General features: G+C 35.6%; 8 protein-coding genes. 4 read left to right on the top strand and 4 right to left on the bottom strand.

What is annotated here, in order from left to right; all coding sequences use genetic code 11:
- Window positions 1–93: 93 nt before the first annotated feature.
- Entirely contained in the window at window positions 94–774 is a 681-nt protein-coding gene (locus tag GR162_RS16045) for a ComF family protein (RefSeq protein WP_370516255.1), read from the top strand.
- Between the two features lie 17 nt (window positions 775–791).
- On the opposite strand, the gene GR162_RS16040 is transcribed toward GR162_RS16045, so the two are convergent.
- Window positions 792–3,461, bottom strand: a complete 2,670-nt coding sequence (locus tag GR162_RS16040; protein ID WP_160782966.1) for a reprolysin-like metallopeptidase — start codon at window positions 3,459–3,461, stop codon at window positions 792–794.
- Between the two features lie 194 nt (window positions 3,462–3,655).
- On the opposite strand from GR162_RS16040, the gene GR162_RS16035 reads away from it, so the two are divergent.
- From GR162_RS16035 to GR162_RS16025, 3 genes are all read left to right on the top strand, one after another.
- Entirely contained in the window at window positions 3,656–4,603 is a 948-nt protein-coding gene (locus GR162_RS16035) for a bifunctional riboflavin kinase/FAD synthetase (protein WP_160782965.1), read from the top strand.
- 98 nt (window positions 4,604–4,701) lie between these two features.
- On the top strand, window positions 4,702–5,139 hold the full coding sequence (locus tag GR162_RS16030) for a hypothetical protein (protein ID WP_160782964.1): 438 nt from the start codon (window positions 4,702–4,704) through the stop codon (window positions 5,137–5,139).
- Between the two features lie 161 nt (window positions 5,140–5,300).
- Window positions 5,301–6,167 (top strand): cupin-like domain-containing protein, encoded by an 867-nt coding sequence (locus GR162_RS16025; RefSeq protein WP_160782963.1) that lies wholly within the window; start codon window positions 5,301–5,303, stop codon window positions 6,165–6,167.
- Window positions 6,168–6,209: 42 nt separating this feature from the next.
- On the opposite strand, the gene GR162_RS16020 is transcribed toward GR162_RS16025, so the two are convergent.
- The 3 genes from GR162_RS16020 to GR162_RS16010 all read right to left on the bottom strand — a co-directional run bounded on the left by GR162_RS16020 (window position 6,210) and on the right by GR162_RS16010 (window position 20,075).
- Entirely contained in the window at window positions 6,210–11,027 is a 4,818-nt protein-coding gene (locus GR162_RS16020; protein ID WP_160782962.1) for a T9SS sorting signal type C domain-containing protein, read from the bottom strand.
- Between the two features lie 384 nt (window positions 11,028–11,411).
- Window positions 11,412–15,266 (bottom strand): T9SS sorting signal type C domain-containing protein, encoded by a 3,855-nt coding sequence (locus GR162_RS16015; RefSeq protein ID WP_160782961.1) that lies wholly within the window; start codon window positions 15,264–15,266, stop codon window positions 11,412–11,414.
- A 150-nt stretch (window positions 15,267–15,416) separates the two neighbouring features.
- A complete protein-coding gene (locus GR162_RS16010) occupies window positions 15,417–20,075 on the bottom strand; it encodes a T9SS sorting signal type C domain-containing protein (RefSeq protein WP_160782960.1) in 4,659 nt (1,552 codons plus the stop codon).
- Between the last annotated feature and the right edge of the window lie 214 nt (window positions 20,076–20,289).

The raw sequence follows: 20,289 nt of genomic DNA, 5'->3' as shown, positions 1-20,289 counted from the left end.
TGCAAAAATATAAAAACTAGCTTTATAAAAAAGAAAAATTATAAAGATTGAAGCTTTGATTTTGTTACTTTTGTAAATAAAATCTCTCTTTTTGTGATTAATTATCTAATAAATCTATTTTTTCCGAAAGTCTGCAGCGGATGCCAATCACTTTTGCTTCATAATGAAACTGTTTTCTGCACCGTCTGCCGACATGAAATGCCTCTAACCCAATATCATTTAAATCCTAAAAATGAAGCTGTGAAAAAGTTTTATGGTAAAATTGACATTCAATTTGCATCAGCTTTTTTGTATTTCAATAAAAAAGGAATGGTTCAAGAGTTAATCCATAATTTAAAATACAAAGGGCATCAGGAAATCGGAACTGTCTTAGGAAATTGGTATGCAGAAGATCTAAAGGAGCTTCAATTAGAAATTCCTTTTGATGCTGTAATTCCCGTTCCACTTCATAAAAGAAAGTTTAAAGAACGAGGTTACAATCAGGTCACCACTTTTGGAAAAGCAATTGCATCGGGTTTTGAAATTCCTTTTGCAGAAAATATCCTAATCCGTAAATTATATACCAAAACGCAATCCAAGAAAAATCTTTTGGGAAGATCTGAAAATATTGAAAACATTTTTGATGTCAAATTTACCGAATCTGATTACAACAAACATTTTTTAATTGTTGACGATGTGCTTACAACGGGTGCCACACTTGAAGCATGCTCAAAAGCTTTGCTAAAAATACCTGGCGCTAAGATTAGTATACTCTGTATGGCGATGGCACATTAACCTTTGAAACTCAAAAATTAATTCACCAATATTTTTTTCACTTCTTTTCTGTTGCCATCCGTAACCGTTACAAAATAAAGACCCGAAGGCACATCTGGCAACTGAATATCTTGGATAAAATATCCTGAACCTTGGAAAGTTCTATCGTAAACATATTTTCCATTAATATCATTTACGTAAACTTTAATCTCGCTCACCGAATCTCTATCAAATTGCACTGTAAAAGTTCCTTTGTTTGGATTTGGGTATGCAACGAAATCAGCATTCTCAAAATCATCATTTCCTAATGTATAGGTTTTAGAACAGATGTTTACTGATGCAGAATTTATTGTTCCAAGAGCTCCCACAGTATCATCAAGAACTCTAAAAGTCCAATTTCCTTGTGGATTTTCTCCATTAAAAGCACTTAGAGCAGTTGAAGGAATCACAATCTGGCTGGTAGTTGTGTTACAGTTCAAAGCAGCTCCACTGTCATCAAACTGCAAAGCAAAAGTTGAATTTGTACTTCCGCAGTTTTTGTTAAATAAAGTCACCACTGTTCCGCTCGGGCTAATAATTTGCATAGTCAAATCTGAAAATCTCGCATGTGTTACATTTACCGAAACATTGACATCTGAAACTGATCCTGATGAAGTAGGCACAGAAACTGTTTTATTCACATTTACATTATCGCCTGTTGAATAGCCGCCACCAAAATTATATGATGCGCAAGATGTCGAAACCGTATATCCTAAAGCAAATGGTTTCGAATTTATAGCATAGTAAATATTTCCAACTGGCTCTATTAAAAGTCTGCAATTTGTAGAGGCATCAATTTCTGGAACTAATATAGTTTCAGAACCATCATTTGGAGTATTAGCCGCTAAAACTATTGGAAATGTTAATCCTCCATCTATTGATAGTTTAATATTTACATTTGATGATCCTGGAAGTGTGTTAGTGTTATTTACACTCCAGGTAATCGTTTGTGCAGATCCTTTAGCCCAACCCAAGTTATCGTCTGTTTGTGAAGTTACGGCAAATGGTCCGGCAGAAGCGCTAACAGTCACGACCATTGCATCTGTATTAGTTTGTCCCTTTCCAGCTGCTGCATTGTCTCTTCCTGTCAGAGTAAAATTCATTGTCTTTGCAATAGAAGAAACAGATTCCCAAGTTGTCGTCAACTGGTTATTTAATACTGAACTTAAAGCAGGCATGTAACGAACTGGTGATGCTATTGGCGAAAAAGACCTAAACATTGGCCCATCTGGTTTTGTAGGATATGTTAAACTATTACTTGCAAAAGCTGTTGTTGCGCTGTCAAATTGCTCCCAAGTATAGGTTATAGAATTTCCTTCAGGATCAGAACCTGTTCCTGTCAAAATAAACGGCGTACTAATTGGAATTGTATAATCTGAACCTGCATTTATAATAGGCGGATTATTATCAGCGATGGGAGTCGAGACTGGACAGGTTTTCCCTGCCAAATTATTTTGTATTTGGCTGATACTTGCATAAGAAAAATAATCATCTGAATGATTCTGAACATCATAATCTGTCACTCCTGCATATCCCATAATGGTTGAACCGCTTCCTGGCTCGTAACATGTTCCCATTCCTTCATTTGCATATGAAAAAGTATGTGTGCCTCCAAGCTGATGCCCCATTTCATGAGCAACAAAATCAATATCAAAATTATCACCTTGTGGCTTTGAGTCAGCTGGAGAGGTAAACGCACTTCCCTTTCCTATTGGCTGGCTAGAAGTCGGACTCTCGCATATACAGCCAATACAGCCCGCATTTCCTCCTCCGCCAGAAGCTCCAAACAAATGACCTATATCATAATTGGCCTCACCTATAACATTGGTTAATGTTGTCTGTACCTCTTTTGGCCAAGTAGGATTGTTATTATCAGCACCTACTGGTGCAATAGAATAAGGATCTGTAGACGCATCTGTATAAATAACGGCATCATTATTTGCAATTAAAATCAATTGTACAGCAAGATCTCGATTAAAAATACCATTTACTCTAGTTAAAGTGGCATTCATTCCGGCTAAAGCTCCCGCTTTTGTTCCGCCAAAATAAGCCGTGTATTCTCCTGTGCAAGATAATGCCAATCGAAGTGTTTTAAATTGTTTAGCATTAGACGCTGTTTTTGCTGTAACAGAAGATTTATTTTCAGAAATTGAGTTGGGCGTTTTACAATCCAAAAGCATTTTTGATGCTGCGTTGTCTGTCGATTTAAAAACAACATATTCTGATTTATTATCTGGATTCTGCTCTATATATTCTGTTGGTTTTGCTGTTCTAAAAACCATGGTCTGAATCCCTATTGGTGCGACGCTAAAATGTATTTTAGCACTTTTATCGTCTATTCCTTGACCTTCATAAGATCTGATTTGTGGATATTTTGCTTGTAATTCCGGATCAAAATTAGAAGATTCCCAAACCGAAAAACGTTCCAAAATTCCATCGATATTCGGAATGGTGATTTCTGAAGTTGTGTTTTTTGCTGTTTTATTTGATGCTGAAACTAACTTTGAGCTGAGAAGACTTGTATTTAATTTATAATATAATTTACTGGAGCTTATACCATCAGCTTTTCGCGAAAGCGATGAAGAAGTTACTTTCTGCCATAAAACGTCTTGCGCATTCATTGCTGCAGAACAGAAAACTACAAATATACAAAGTAGGTGTTTTTTCATATTGTTAAAATATAGATAATCAAAATTACTTTAATTAATTTGAAATTATATTATCTACAAGACAATTATTGTTTTTTAATCGACGAGTCGGCATGTTTTTACAAAAAGATATATTATCTGTTAAAAATCGATTTGGCATAGTATTAAATTTAAAAGAGAATAGTATAAATTTGCAGCATCTTAAATAATTTGTTTTGAAGCTCTTTCATTCTATAAACGATTTTCAGTCAACCAAGAAAACAATTTTAACTCTTGGTACCTTTGATGGCGTGCATATTGGTCATAAAAAAATTCTGGAACGAATTACTCAGAATACTGAAAATGGAAAATATGAAAGCCTGGTTCTGACCTTTTTTCCACACCCGCGAATGGTTCTTCAGGAAAAGTCTGAAATAAGATTACTAAATACGATTGATGAAAAAATAAAACTTCTCGAAGCAACTGGAATAGAAAATCTGGTTGTTCATCCTTTTAACGAAAGTTTTTCAAGATTAACCGCTGAGGAATTCGTTCGTACAATTCTGGTTGAAAAATTCCAAATCCAAAAAATTATTATTGGACATGACCACCGTTTTGGACGCAATCGAACCGCAAATATTGACGATTTAATTGCTTTTGGAATCGAATATGGATTTGAAGTAGAGCAAATTTCAGCAGAAGAAATTCAAGATGTTTCAGTTAGTTCAACCAAAATCAGAAAAGCTTTAAATGAAGGCAACATGGCTTTGGCCAATGAATATCTGGGTTATAGCTATTTCTTGAATGGAAAAGTTGTAAAAGGAAAACAGCTTGGACGTACTATTGGTTTTCCAACCGCTAACATTCATATTGAAGAAGATTATAAATTAATCCCAAAAATTGGTGTTTATGTTGTGAGAGCTGTTGTAAACAATGAAACTGTTTTTGGCATGATGAATATTGGTTTCAATCCGACGGTAAATGGCGAAAAACAGACTATTGAAGTCCATTTGTTTAATTTTGACAAAGACATTTACGATCAGAAGATTGAAGTCTCTTTACTGCATTATATTCGCGAAGAGCAAAAATTTGGTTCGATAGATGCCTTAAAAGCGCAACTTCGTCAAGATCAGGCCGATTCTTTAGCTTTTATAGGTTCTTCTTTAAAAAACCAGACTGCATAGTTTTTACCGTTTTTAAATCATCGTAGTTATTTTTTTAGTAAATTTGATAGAACACTGTTTTTCAAATATTTACTATTAACTTCTAAAAAATAACCACTATGAAATTACCTAAAGAAATTACCAACGGGTTTTTGATTTTCCTCGGAATTGGCATTTATTTTTTATTAATGAATGTACTAGGTTTAGCAGATTTGTTTTATTTGAGAACACTCAATGTTTTCTTTATATTCTACGGTGTTAATAGGACAATGCAGATGAATTTTCATGAAGGGGAAACCAATTTTTTATCTAATGCCATTTCTGCCATGGCTACTTCAGTGGTTGGTGTGGCTCTGAGTATTTTTGGCTTATTGGTTTATAGCTACGCACGAGGTGGAGATGCCTATGTAAGAACTTTATCTGAAACATTTATGTTTGGAGGAAATCCATCAGTGCCAACTTATTGTATCTGTTTATTGTTTGAAGGAATTGCTTCTTCTGTAATAGTAACTTTAATGATGATGCTGTATTGGAATAACAAATACGCAGCAGATTAATTTTTAATTCGTTGCAACCAAATTTTAACGACATACCTTTTTAAATGCACTTTTTGTGGTATCGATCAAATCAAAAAATTAGCCAAAAGAGATCTTAAATCTCAAGAAATATTTTTAAATTGCTTATAGCAGAGAGTTATAAGCAATTTTTTATTTGAAAAATGAAGTTAAAACAAATTGAAAGGGTTAAAAAGATCTCAAAAGAAGATTTTGTTTCCCAATATGTAAAAAAACAAATTCCTGTTGTTATCGAAGAATTGACCGAAGACTGGCCAGCTTATGACAAATGGAAATTATCTTATATCAAAGAAATCGCAGGAGATTCGGTCGTTCCTTTGTATGATGATAGACCTGTAAATCACGAAGATGGTTTTAATGAGGCGCATACTACAATGAAAATGAGCGATTATATCGACTTATTGGAAGAAAAGCCTACTAATTACCGTATTTTTCTTTACAATCTAATGAAAGAAGTTCCTTCATTAAAAAACGACTTCTTATGGCCTGATATAGGCTTAAAATTAGTGAAGCAAATGCCGATGCTATTTTTTGGAGGAGAAAATTCGAGAGTTTTTATGCATTATGATATCGACTATTCAAACATTCTTCATTTCCATTTTCATGGAGAAAAGCAATGCATGATTTTTCCTCCAAGCCAGTCCAAGTTTATGTATAAAGTGCCTCATGCCTTAATTTCGAGAGAAGACATTGATTTTGATAATCCGGATTACGAAAAATTTCCAGCGCTTAAAAATGTCGAAGGTTATATCACAAATCTTAAACATGGCGAGATGCTCTATATGCCTGAAGGATATTGGCACTATATGAAATATCTAACGCCAGGATTTTCGATGAGCCTTCGCTCCTTTCCAAAAAACATTGTCAATTTATCCAAAGCGGCTTATAATGTTTTTATTATGCGTCACTTTGATATTATGATGCGAAAAATTCAAGGTCAAAAATGGATTGACTATAAAAACGAAAGGGCTCTTAAAGACACGCATCAGAATTTACAGCGTACCCTTTAATAAAAAAGCGGTTGAGAATTTAAAGACTCAACCGCTTTTTATTTATCTGAATACTATTTTTCTTGACGCTGTTTTTCCATTTTCTAAAGTTATCTTAACCAATAGAATTTGCGGTCCTGATTGAAAATTATTTATAATCCAATCTTTATTTCCAATTTCCTTTTTATGATATAATAATTTACCGCCTACATCATAAATAGAAACTTCTTGAAGATTTTCCTGTTCAGAAATAGATTGCAGTTTGATGTTTTTATCCTTAACAGAAACAACAATTTTTTGGTTTTGATTTTCAAAATCCTCATTTCCAAGTGCTTTATCATCATCACTATTTGTATAACGTAAAACAAAACGATTCAGAAAAGTTCCCGGCGCTGACCTAAACGTATAACCTCCTGTTTTAAGATTATGAATCGTATTTGTTACATTGTCTTGCAGATAAATATTCTGATTACTTAAATTCCCATCTGTATGATCTATAGCAATTGTAAAATTACCTTCTGGAATAGTAGACTTATACCCTAAAGGAATTGTATCAGAAACAACAAAAGGCAAAGCTCTTCCCTGAATAACTAATTTTTTTTCTTCATTAATACTATAAAAATCAACATATGGATTTGCATTCAGTGTGACTGCGTCGTAATTAAAATCAAAAGAATTTGTTGCTCCCGTTACATATCCAATTAGTAATTGTTTAAAAGCTCCTTCTGTATTTGTAAAATTTAACCATACACGGTGTTTTTCAATTAGAGCTGTACTTGCAGATTTAAAAAATTGGCTATTATTACTAGGCACTCGCATTGAATTTGTATATACTGGGTTCTGTCCTGTTATGGATTTAGCAAAAAAACCTTGTCCAGCGGCAATATATCCCGCTGGTTCGTCCTGATTTCCTGGAGACGTTGCTCCAGTTCCCTCCATTGATCCTACCTCTGTGAGTCCCGATAAATTATAATAAGCAAAATCACTACCTGTGTATGTATAAGTATTAGTACCTGGAATTAAAGTAGGAGGACTATTATGCGTCCAAAAATACAATGTACCATAAAGACGATCTGCATTGTCATGAATAAACTGATCTGCATAAATTGCTGAAGGATATGGGTTCCCTAGAAAAACTAATTTTTCAGCTACAGCTGTCGGCCCCAAAATTGTTCCATTATTGGGCACACCAACAAATTCTCCACCGAAAATTTGGGTTGAATTCAAATCATAGAATTGAGGGGCTCTAATACTATAACCATTTCCTTTCACCATCTCTTCTGCTCCATTGCTAATTAGTATCCATTTTTCCGTTACAGAATTGAATTTATGATATTTATCCCAAAGTGTATTCGGCGATAAATCATGTAATGTGAAAGCTGGCACACGAGTCACCGGCGAAGACCAGTACGTAACATCGTAACGTCTTACCGGTGTTGTATTTCTTTTATAAATAATATTTCCTGTATTATCTACATCAGCAATTTGAACTAAGCTTGAATTATTTTCAAAAATTAAAACTCCATTACCCATTACGCTTACTTCGTTTGTTACTGTGATTGTATTCGCACCTTGCACAATGAGAGCCCCATTATTCTGAACCGTTAATCGGCTGACAAAAAAACTGCCATTAGTTCCAGAAATAATCGGATCAACTCCCACGTCTGGAATGTCTACACAGTCAGAAGCAATAGGGACTCCTGCTGGCGTCCAATTTGCAGGGTTTCCCCAATTGGCATCAACGCTTCCATTCCATGCTTTAGTAACAAAAGCATTTATCATGATTGGAGTTGCTTCTGATTCGCATCCTGTTGCACTATTTCTTACTTGTACATTATAAGCTCCTGAAGATAGTCCAGTAAATATTCCTGAAGTATTGCTAAAATCTACACCGTCTATACTATAGGTATATCCTGTTCCAGATGATGGTGAAGTTACTGTAATGACACCTGTATTATTTACACAGGTTGGCAACTGAGTAACAGATGCTGTTGGTGGAGTAACAATTGCGTTTACAGTCAAAGAAACGTTTTGAGTAGCTTGGCAACCAGTCGAAGTCTCAATAGTCATTATACCATTATAAGTTCCTGAGGCAGTATTTGCGGGGACATTAACATTTATAATATTTCCCGATCCCGAACTAAAAGGAAATGGTGTGATTCCTTGATCTGTCAAAGTGACCCAGTCAATAGCATAGTTTATTGGTGATCCTGTTGTTGAATTATAACTTAAAGTGGTAGTCTGCGCCGATGAACTTTGACAAACTGGAACAAAGACTCCTGCTGTACTTATTGTTGGAAGACCGTTAATTGTTAAAGAAACTGCTTGTGTTGTCTGGCAACCGTTTGAAGTAAAAATTGTCATTACACCGCTATAAGTTCCGACAGCTATATTGGCAGGTACATTAATATTATTGATATTTCCACCTGCAGGATCAAAAGAAAAAACAGTATTTCCCTGATCATTTAATACTGCCCAATCTATTGAATAACTGATTGGTGTACCAGTTGTGGCAGAATATAGTAAAGAAGTTGTTTGTGCTGATGCATTTTGACAAACAGAAGTTAAATTTCCTGACGAAGTAATAGTTGGAGCCTGATTAACGGTTACTGTAAAATTATTAGGTATAGAAATACAACCGTTTGCACTTTTTACTGTTAAATTTCCCGTATAAATTCCTGCTGCTGTTCCAGCTGGAATAGCAATACTAATTGGACTGGATGCTAAAGATGCATCCGTAACCGCCAAAAAATTATTAGCTGGACTCGCATTCCAAGCAATGCTGTAAGAAGTTGGAGAATTGGCAATAGCGCTATAGGTTAAATTAGTGGTCTGGGCGGAACTATTAAAACAAACCGCACTGGTAGTTCCAAGTGTTATCGATGGCACCGGATTAACAGTTATTGTAAAATTGCTAGGCGCAGAAACGCATCCATTCGCATTTTTTACCGTTAAAGATCCTGTATAAGTGCCCGCAACTGTTCCAGCCGGTATTGCAATGCTTATCGGACTAGCGGTTAAAGGTGCATCTGTAACTGCCAAAAAATTGTTAGCCGGACTCGAATTCCATGTAATGCTGTAAGATGTTGGCGAATTTGTTGCGCCATTATAGCTTAAATTAGTTGTCTGAGCTGCAGGATTAAAACAAACCGCATTAGGAGTTCCAAGTACTATCGAAGGCAGTGGGTTAACCATTACTGTAAAATTACTTGCTGTCGAGATGCATCCATTCACATTTTTTACCGTTAAGGTTCCTGTATAAGTGCCCGCAGCCGTTCCCGCAGGAACGGCAATGTTTATAGAGTTGGCGGTTAAAGGTGCATCTGTTACTGTTAAAAAATTATTGGCCGGCGTGGCGTTCCAAGCAATACTATAGGTTGTTGGTGAATTTGTTGGAGCTGTATAAGGCAATGTCACATTTTGCAGACTTGCATTTGTACACACTCCAGCAATATTGCCTAATGTAATTGCAGGTAGCGGATTCACTGTAACTGTAAAACTATATACTGGTGATGTACATCCCGCCGTATTTCCTACTGTTAAATTCCCAGTATAAGTACCTGCTGGTGTATTGGCAGGTATTTGGATATTAATTGGACTAGCTGCTAAAGATGCATTTGTAACTGGCAAAAAACTATTTGTCGGACTTGCATTCCAAGTTATGCTATAAGTAGAAGGTGAATTAGTAGCACCGCTATATGGCAACGTTGTACTCTGCAAATTAGAACTTGCACATACTGATGTAGTCGCTCCAAGTGTTAATGTTGGCTGTGCGCCCACAATAACATCTACAAAATTATTTGTAGAAATTGTAGAAGTACAGTCTACAGAAGTTAAAGAAGTAACTGTAATTTTGCTGGTACCTAAAACATTTAATCCAACAGCTGTAAAACCTCCTACACCATTGGATCCTACCATCATCGTTGCTGTTAAACCTGTAGATGCTGGACTGCTTCTATTATAAGTTACTGTATATGTGCCAGCAGGAAGAGTTGTTGACGTTCCTGTTAGCTGTACTTGTGAAGTTGTCCCAATTGTCGTGCAAACATTTGTTGCTGATATAGTGGCAAAACTATACGTTTTGCAGGTATAGGTAATATTAACATGACCTCTTGCTCCACTCCCTCCATTTTGTAATGTGGAAGCACTTATGGCTCCGCCTCCTCCACCTCCATATATATTTCCTGGATTCCCTACATCTGTAGCTAATACTACAGTGCTTCTTGCTGCTCCTCCTGCGCCGCCTAGTCCAGCCCCAAAGTTACCAGCATTGCCTCCTGCACCAGAAGTGAGAAGTAAACCTAATGCGGCACTTCCTCCTGCTCCTCCATTTGCACCGCTTGAAGTAGTAATATTTCCAATAGCCCCAGTTCCGCCAGCGCCACCAGTCGGAGTAGAGGTCGTTGTGGTATTTGCATTCCCCCCCTGACCACCTGGCGCATAGAAAGAAGTTGTAAATGTCGTTATGTATGATGCATCTCCTGGAGCCCCATTTCCACTACCTCCTAGAGCAGTTGCTCCAACCACAACATTCAAACTAGATAAACCTGTTGTGGTAATTGTTCCTTTTGCGTAAGCTCCACCACCGCCACCTCCGCCACTCCTTCCAACTAGAGGTGTGAGATTTGCGGCACCTCCTGCACCTCCTGCGCCCCAAGCTTCAACAGTAACAATATCCATACCTGCGGGAAGAGGAAAAGACGAGTTACTAGCCGTTAACGGATGCACTAAAGTTTGCGCTTTGGAAGTAGTATAAAAGTTTACTAAAAATAAAATTAGAAAAAATCTAAATCTCCAACTGGAATTTATTGGCTTCTCAATGTATGTCACTAAAGTTGAAAAGCTGAAGAGATTCAGCACAGTAAGTAATTTTCTTCTCATCTTGTGGTATTTTAGTAATTGAAAAATAAATTCAAACTCAAAACAAGATTAATTGTAAAATCAAGTATCAAAGAAATACTTTTTTACAATAAACTTAAGGCTGATAAATGACAATTGATGAAGCTCTATTTTAACAAAGCTAAATTAATCGTAAGGCTTATAAAAAGTATTTTATCGATTAAATGCGCATTTAATCGATAAAATATTACTACAAGGTACGATTTTGTTTACATAAAAATTAATCTGATGGTATTAAACGCTAATTTTAACAATTATAAATCAAAAAATTTAAAAAATAGATAAAAACTGTTAAAATTAAATTCAAAACATTAGAAATCAATTATTTAAAAACAAAAACCAACTAAAAAGACCTTTTTCTTATTTTTAAAAAATAACCTTTTTTGAAATTGATTTGCCATTTTGGAAAGTAACTTTTACTAATAAAACTTGATGAGAAGAAAGCAAATTTTGAACGAATACCTTTTTAGTTTCAAGCTTATCTTTTTTATACAATTCATTTCCTGAAATGTCGAATATTGTGATCTTTTTAATGTTTTCATTAAATGACTGAATATTTATGATTTGGTTTTTAACATATACCAAAGTGCTTTTAAAATCATCTTCGAAAGTTCCATTTCCTAAAGCTTTATTATAATAAACTATTGAAAATCGATTATTAAAAGTTCCTGCTTCCGAATCAAATTGATAAGGCCCTTCAGAAAGGTTGTGAAATTTATTTAAGGTTTTATCTACTAAAAAAATATCAATTTCATTAAATAATATATCCTGATGATCGATCTCTAATTTCAGCGTAGTTTTGACAGTTGTTTTATATCCCAAATTAAAAGAGTCACTCTCTATCCAAGGCATTGCTTTTCCTTGAATTACTAGTTTTTTATCTTCTAAAATACTATAAAAATCAATTTCCTGATTTGAACCAAAAGATACGGCGTCATAATAATCCATCACATTCGAAGCCTCTTGAGCGTAACCCAATAAAATTTGTTTTAAAGCATTTTTTTCATTATAAAGATTCAGCCAAAATCGAAGCCTTTCATTTCCTGTTTCTGCTTTAGAACTAATACTAGGTCTAAAAAAGGAACTGTTACGAGCTTTGATCCGCATACTGTTATTAAATTGAATAGAACCTTCTTCTTTACCTTGTACAAAAAAGCCCTGTCCTGAAGCTATTGTTCCGTCTGGCGTGGTGGTATAGTTTTCCGAATTTAAAGAAGAACTTATCCCAACGCCACCTAAAAGATTATACACAACGCAATCATCTGCCGAATACTTACCGTTAGAAGGAGGTGTACTATGCGTCCAAAAATAAAGAGCGCCATATATTTTTGAAGCGTTTGATTTTATAAAAAGATCTGCGTTTATCGCGGAAGGATACGGGTTTCCTATTAGATAAAAACCATCTGCTACTTTAAACTCCGCGTCTATTTTACCATTGTTTGGAATACCTTTAAAAGTTCCCTCAAATATCTGCCGCTCCGTAATAGAATAATTTTGTGGTGCTCTAATACAATAGCCTTGTCCTGGGATCATGGTCATTGTTCCGTTGTAATTTATAACCCAACGTGAAATCGGGTCATGCCAATAATATTTATCTCCAAGAGTATTTGGCGAAAAATCTCTCATTGTCTGCCTATCAACAGGTGAAGACCAATATGTCATATCATAGCGAATTACTGGTTTTGTCTTTCTTATTAAATGGATAATCCCGGTATTTACTATGTCATCATCTGATTGGTATAAACTTGCTGAGTTTTCTAAAATCAAAGTTCCTAATCCTGTATATTGAAACTCTATCGCAAGAGTATTTGCCTCCAGCAAGTTTACTGTTTTACCTTGATCAATATGGCAACCACAAACGGTAGCATTAGTTAATTGTGGAAAATTTTCTTTAAAATACACATCTTTTCCTGCTGATGGCGGACCATTTGACCATGAGATTCCATTCCAAATTGTAGTATTCACACAAAGTTTTAAACGGGCAATTCTATGCTTAGAAATACCAGAAACAGAATTGAAATTACCTCCAATAAGCAATCTATACTCCTCCGTAAATTTCATATCAAAAAGAGTATTATTTAGAGATGCAGTAAAGGAATTATCAATAACCCCTGAAGGCATTAATCTAATAATTCTGTAAGATACAGTATTGTTGTATGTTCCTGAAAAAGTACCTCCAACCAAAATTCGATCGTCTGGTTGTAGTAAAATAGAACGAACATCTCCTTTACTAAAACCTGCTCCAGATTCAAATGTTGCATCAAGACTCCCATCCGTATTCAGCCTAGCTATTCTCTTTTGAGAAATTCCATCAAAGGTTAAAAAAGAACCGCCAACAATAATCTTTTGATCTGATTGGAGTGCCATTGCATAGACATATTTATCAAATCCGTTTCGAATATTAAAACTGGAGTCAATACTTCCGTCAGGATTTAAACGAACTATACCCGAAAAAGGCTGGGCATTAAATGTCTTAAAGTGCCCGCCTAAAAGAATTTTTCCATCGGATTGTACTACTATTGCTTCAATAGTTCCATCGGCTCCCAAGCCAATATTAAAATTACTATCTTTTGTTCCATCTGGAAGAAGTCTCACAACACGACTATTGTTTAAAGTCGATCCATTGTATTTGGTAAATGCTCCTGCAACGATAATTTTTTGGTCAGTCTGAACAGCAAGTGCGTATACCTGTGCATTAAAACCTTCTCCAATGTTAAATGAATTATCAGTTTCTCCATTTGATAAAATTCTAATAATCCTATTAGTAAGTATATCGTTGTATTTGGTGAAATTACCACCAATCACTATTTTCCCATCAGCTTGCAACACTGTTGTTTTTACTAAGTAGTTTGCTCCAGTTTTTCCTGTATTAAAAGAGGTATCGATAGAACCATCTTCTAAAAGGCAAGTTATCTTTGAAACCGCTGTTCCGTTAAATTTATTAAAATTACCTCCAACGATTATTTTCTGATTTGGAAGTGGCAAAATGTTCAAGACAGAATTATCGAAGCCAATACCTGAAGACAAATATGCAATATCGTGTTCTCCATCACTATTAATTTTAGCTAACCTACCTTGATTTTGTCCGTTAAAAACAGAAAAAGAGCCTCCTATAAACCAAGAACCTTCTTCGTCAAACTCCAAGCTTAAAACAGAAGCGGAAGCTGGTCCTGAACCAATATCAAAATTAGTTTTTAAGGTTCCGTCTGAATTAAGAAAAACTACTCTATTAACTTCGGTGCCATTATAAAAACCAGTAAAAGAGCCTCCTATCATTAAATCTCCATTCGAATCAATTTTAATTGTCTGAACTCCTTCTTTGCTGAAACCTAAGCCAACTTGAAAACTTTCATCTTTTGTTCCGTCAGCATTCAAACGAATAAAACGATTGGCAACAATATCGTTAAAAACGGTAAAATTGCCTCCTATAACCATTTTACCATCCGTTTGCAGTGCAATCGCATTAACATCATCGTTGAAGCCAGTCCCGCAATTAAAAGTGGAATCAAAACTTCCGTTACTATTTAAACGTACAATTCTGTTTGCTGGAGTTCCATTAAATGTGATAAAATTTCCAGTAAGAATTATTCTTTCATCAGTTGTAATCTTAACATGAGTTATATTTAATGTTGAGCCAGAGCCAGTCAAAAGAGAAGAATCAAGTGTTCCGTTGGGAAACAAACGAGCCACTCGATTTACTGTACTATTTGCATATTTTGTAAAACTTCCAACAATTATTATTTTTCCATCAGATTGCATTGCAATATCATAAACAATTCCTGTTGTCGCTCCTATCGAGGTATTAAAAGTAGGATCATAGGATCCGTCAGAATTTAAACGAATCAGTCTTCCGGCACTAATTCCGTTGTAGGATGTGAAACTTCCTCCCAAAATAATTTTGCCATCTGACTGCAAATAGGATGCATAGATTTTGCCATTAAAACCCGCTCCTGTATTAAAGCTTTCATCGATTGAGCCATTGGGGTTTAAACGAGTAAGATAAGAAACGGGTGATCCATTCAAACTCAGGTAATCTCCGCCAACAATTAAGTTGCCATCTCTTTGTAAAAGAAGAGTTCGGACAGTTCCATCGAAACCATCTCCATATTGTCCGTCATCAAATACATTGAAAGAAGGGTCAACTTTTCCCTGCTGTGCTAGAATACCTGAAAAGGGTAATAGTAAAAAAAGGATTAGGCAATAAAGTAAAGTTCTAATCAAAACAATGCAATTTAAATTAATATTGTAAGAATTAAGCTAAAATTACAAGACTGTAATAAGATATACAATACCAAGATTTAGGGATATTTTGCGCATAAAAAAGCCCATTCTTTTTAAGGAATGGGCTACTAATTATCTTGGTTTTATTATTTACAAATTAGAAAAAACAACTTTCTTAGTAAAAGCATGTCCGTTTTCTAGAGTTATTTTTACCAATAGTACTTGATCACTAGAATGCAGGTTTTTAATTTGTAATTCTGAAGCATTCACTTTGCTATTACTATATAATAACTCCGCACCAATGTTGTAAACATTTACTTCTTTTATTGTTTCTTTAGATGAAGTAATATTTATCGCTTTGTCTTTAACCGAAACTAAAACTGCATTCTCAATATTTTCGAAATCTCCTGTTCCCAAAGTTTTATTGGTATAACGAAGCGCAAAACGTGTGATGTTTGTTTCTGCTATAGTAAAGAAGGTATAATTTTCTTTTCTTAGATCTATTACTTTACCCGTTACTTTATCTTCTAAGTATACAGGTTGAGTAGTAAAGAATCCGTCTGCATGATCAATAGAAATTGTGAAGTTACGATCTCCCTTATCATCAACACCGCTCTTGTATCCTAAAGGAATTATCTCTGTATTATCAAAGGGAAGTCCGCGACCTTGAACGGTTAGTTTTTTGCTTTCGTTAAGCGTATAAAAATCAATATAAGAGTTGCTTCCCATTGTAACAGCATCATAATCCACATCTATAGCGTTTGTCGCACCCTCGATGTAACCTATTAATATCTGCTTGAAAGCGCCTTGAGAATTAGCAATATTCAGCCAAAGACGATTTTTTTCAATTTTACTTTTTTTAGCTGTTTTATAAAACTGCGTATTCTCTGAACTTCCCTTACGGAACTCGTTTTTAAATTTAACTTCTGTTCCAGGTGGTATTGCAAAAAAAGCTTGACCTGCGCCAATGTAACCTTTAAATTCATCTGCGCCAGTAACAATCTCATTGTTTACTCGTACCGAACCTGTTCCGTTATAAACAACAAAATCTGAACTTAGATACTTAAATGTGTTAGTTCCCGGAGCAAGTTGTGGAGGCTGATTATGAGTCCAAAAATATAATGACCCTAATTTATCTTTATTCTCTAGCATTAACTCATCTGCATCTACTGGAGAAGGATAAGGATTACCTATCAAATTCAATTTATTTGCCACAACAGGAAATGAAACATCTCCATTGTTTGGCACCCCAACAAAAACACCTTCAAATATTTGAGGAGTTACCAGATCAAAATATTGCGGACCTCTGATACTATAACCTTGTCCCATTTCCATCACTTTTCCGCCATAGTTGCTAGGAACCCATTTTGTCGTAGTTGCATTCCAATAATAATATTTATCAAATAAAGTATTTGGAGAAAATTTGTACATAGTAAGACTTACATCTGTTACCGGAGTTGCCCAATAAACAACATCATAGCGGCGCATACTGACTTTTCTTTTATACGAAATAGTACCGGTATTTAGAGCGCTTGGGCCTTGTAATAAGCTTGATCCACTTTCAAATGTTAATTTACCATTACTTGTAATTCCGTTGGTAACAGTTAAAGTCATTTCAGATGGAATAATTACATCTGACCCAGCCGTAATAGTTAAGGAACAAACTGTTATGTTAGGTTTAGCAGCAGAAAAAGGCTGACTTGGCACAACTGATGAAATTGTAACACTTTTACTTCCATCTGGCTCGCCATTAGACCATACTGAACCATTCCATGTAGTTGTAGAACTAATGTCTATTATATTGACACTTGCTACATCTGAGACACATCCAGAAGCGATATTTTCAACCGTAAAATCATACCTTCCTATAGGTAAATCATTAATAGTCAAATCAGTTTCTGTATTTTGACGAGAATATGGATGTGCCCCCGTCTGGTCATTTAAATAAACTTTCCAGTTTACTGCTGGCAAATTAGTTAATGTTATACTTCCTAAACTACCGCAAGATACATCAGTATGCGAAATTGATGGGGCGGTTGGTTTTGGGTTTACTGTATTAGTAATTCCTGTACTTGTTGATGTACAGCCTGAGGCATTAGTAACGTCTACAATTACAACCTGTCCATTTGTTAAAGCAGTAGTTGTATAAGTAGCACTATTTCCCGATTGGACTATAGCAGAATCAACTTTAAACACATAGCTAGTACCACCTGATGCAGTAAAAGTTACTGGTGTTCCTGCGCAGAAAGTGTTATCAGCATCACTGCTAGTTAAACCTGCTACAGGTAAAGATAGTACATTAATATATGTAGTCGAAGAGACAGAAGAACAACCGCCTTGCGTTACCACAACTGTAGCATTCTTAGTTCCTGTTCCTGTTACGGTTATTTTAGGATTTTTCACATTAGTTTCCGAAAAGGTTACTCCTGTCGATGTACTCGTCCAAGCATATGATAATCCCGAACCAGTAACATTATCTACGTCTAATTGAACACTAGTACCATCACAAGCGTCTAAAGTTTTATACTTCCCTTTAGGTGTTGTTGTCGCCACCGGATTCACCTGCGAGCTAGGAAGCAAAACAATATTGTCTATGATAGATCCAAGGGTAGTAGTTTCTACAGAATTATAAAATTCAATCCAGATAGTAGAACTTGATGGTGTATATGGTATACTAACAAATATAGGTGTGTTAGTAATATCATTAGTTGTATAATTTTTTAATGTAGTATTTGACCCATCTATTATTTTAACATCTACGCCAGTAGTAGGAGAAGATCCTGGTCTACGGGCATAAATAAAACTTAAGGTATATGGAACATTTGGAATTACCGTAACACTTTGTCCTAATGATGCCTGAGAATCTAATTCTGCGGTGATTTCATTATTACCATTTCCAAAATAAACACTTTCATTATACACTTCAACATATGATCCTTTTGTTGTAGCATTTGACCAGTCATTTTTTCCATATGTAAAATCACCATTCTTAATTAAATTACCCACACAATTTGAAAGAATTACATCATCTGTAGATGTCCCACAACTATTGGTAATTGTCCATTTTAATGTGTATGTTCCTGCTCCAATAGGAGTAAATGTAGCATTAGCAGCATTAACATTACTAAACTGAGTTAGAGATGTACTTGGACCACTCGTTATACTCCATGTACCTGTACCAGCTGTAGGTACATTAGCTACTAATGTAAATGCTCCGTTGCCATATTGATCAGCACCTGCATTGGCTGTCGTCGGCAAAGGATTAACTGACAGTGTTATGCTACTTGTAAATGACTGGTTGCAGTTAGGTGTGGAACTCGTTGTGGTTATTCCCGTTATCTGAAGCGTCTGCCCATTATTTGCTCCTGTCAATGCAGGAGTAGTAAAACTCGCCGCTCCTGTTGATGATGCGACAACAGAAGTTGCAGTCTGTGCAGCACCGTTGATTGTATACGAAACAGTAGATGTGCTATTAGCCAGCAAGCCTGATAAATTTATTGTTGCAGCAGATCCTGGACAAACTGAAGCAGATTGTGTTACTCCTGTAAGAGTCGGGGTAGCATTTACAGTAAAGGTAGCAGGTGTTCTAGAACAAGATGCTCCTCCTGACGAGGCATAAAACGTATATGTTCCTGGAGCAGGAGCGCTAGCCACTCCAGAGCCTGTAACCCCAGCAGGATTAAATATTGAACCATTCCAAATTGGATTCCCTCCAGTTGCTGCCGTATACCAATTTACAGTTGACAATGTTAATTGTCCTCCTGCTGGTGGAATAACAGTCCAAGTATAATTACCTGAATATGTTCCACTTGTTGTCGCCCAGGTTGTTGAAACTAATGTATAAACGGTTCCTGCAGTTAATGTTGCGATTAATCGAGGTTCTCTATCTGCTTGCCCATCATCATCCGCTCCCACAACCCATGTTCCTGCGGCACATGATCCTGGCGTGAAGGCTCCAGTATATATATAAGCCATTCCGTCAAAATTTGTATCGTCAGTCATTTTAAAAGTATACGATCCTGTTTGATTTACAGTAAAATTTACCGCAGTATAGTTTCTCCTAACCGTTGAACTAAAAAGACAAGGATCTCCTATAACCATACCTCCATTAAGCATGTTTGCAGTAAGATCGACCGCAGCATCCCAAGATCCAGAAAATGTTGTTGTAGTCGTTGTAGCATTACTTAGTGTAGCACTTAACGCACCAGACCCTCCTTGACATATTGTAACGCCTGTTGTGATTGGTGATAAAAGACAGGTTGTATTACCTTTAACAACAAAATTTCTGATTCTTAATCGATAATTCCCATCAGACTCCCATCCATATATGCGAATTGTTATAGGAGAACTAATAGCAGGTATCGAGATTGCGGTATTTTTCGATGTTGGTGAAGTATTATTAGAGGAAAAAGCATCAGAAATTGCTGTCCTAGTTGCAAAATTGTCTGTAGAATAAAAGGCTTGTACTTGCCAATTCCCATTATTATTGCTTACGCTATATTCAAAATTAACATCCGTAATATTTAATGCAAAACCAGTTTTAGGAGTGATTTTAAATTCATAATACTCTGTTCCTTGCAAACTAGATGCGTCATCTGACCAACCTCGTGTACTAATTCCAGAGCCTGCAGAATAGCTAGTACTATTTAAACTAGAACCTATTGCAACATCTGAAGCACTCACATTGCCAGTAACTGATGCTTTTTCGTCACTGGTTAGTGGCCATGTACTTATTGTCGCTGTTTGCGCCGAAGCAGAATTTAAAAAAACAAAAAACATCCCGATACAAAGCAAGCCTAAACTAGGCATACTTAATCTTCTGGAAAAAGATTTTGAAGAAATAAAAAATAAAAACGAGTAAAGTAATTTTCTCATCATATAAGAGTAGGTATTTGTTTTAAATTTGTTTTTGGTTTGCTTAAAAGCAAAAAAGGCAATTCCTTTCAAAAAATGAATGGTCTTTTGGTATTGTATTGGAATTCAAAATGTTAAATATTGGCACTTTAGCTAATATTTAAAAATG

Source organism: Flavobacterium sp. HBTb2-11-1 (assembly GCF_009826975.1).
Classification (GTDB): Bacteria; Bacteroidota; Bacteroidia; order Flavobacteriales; family Flavobacteriaceae; genus Flavobacterium.
The sequence above is the reverse complement of the archived record's forward strand: the minus strand, read 5'-3'. Positions and strand labels throughout refer to the sequence as shown.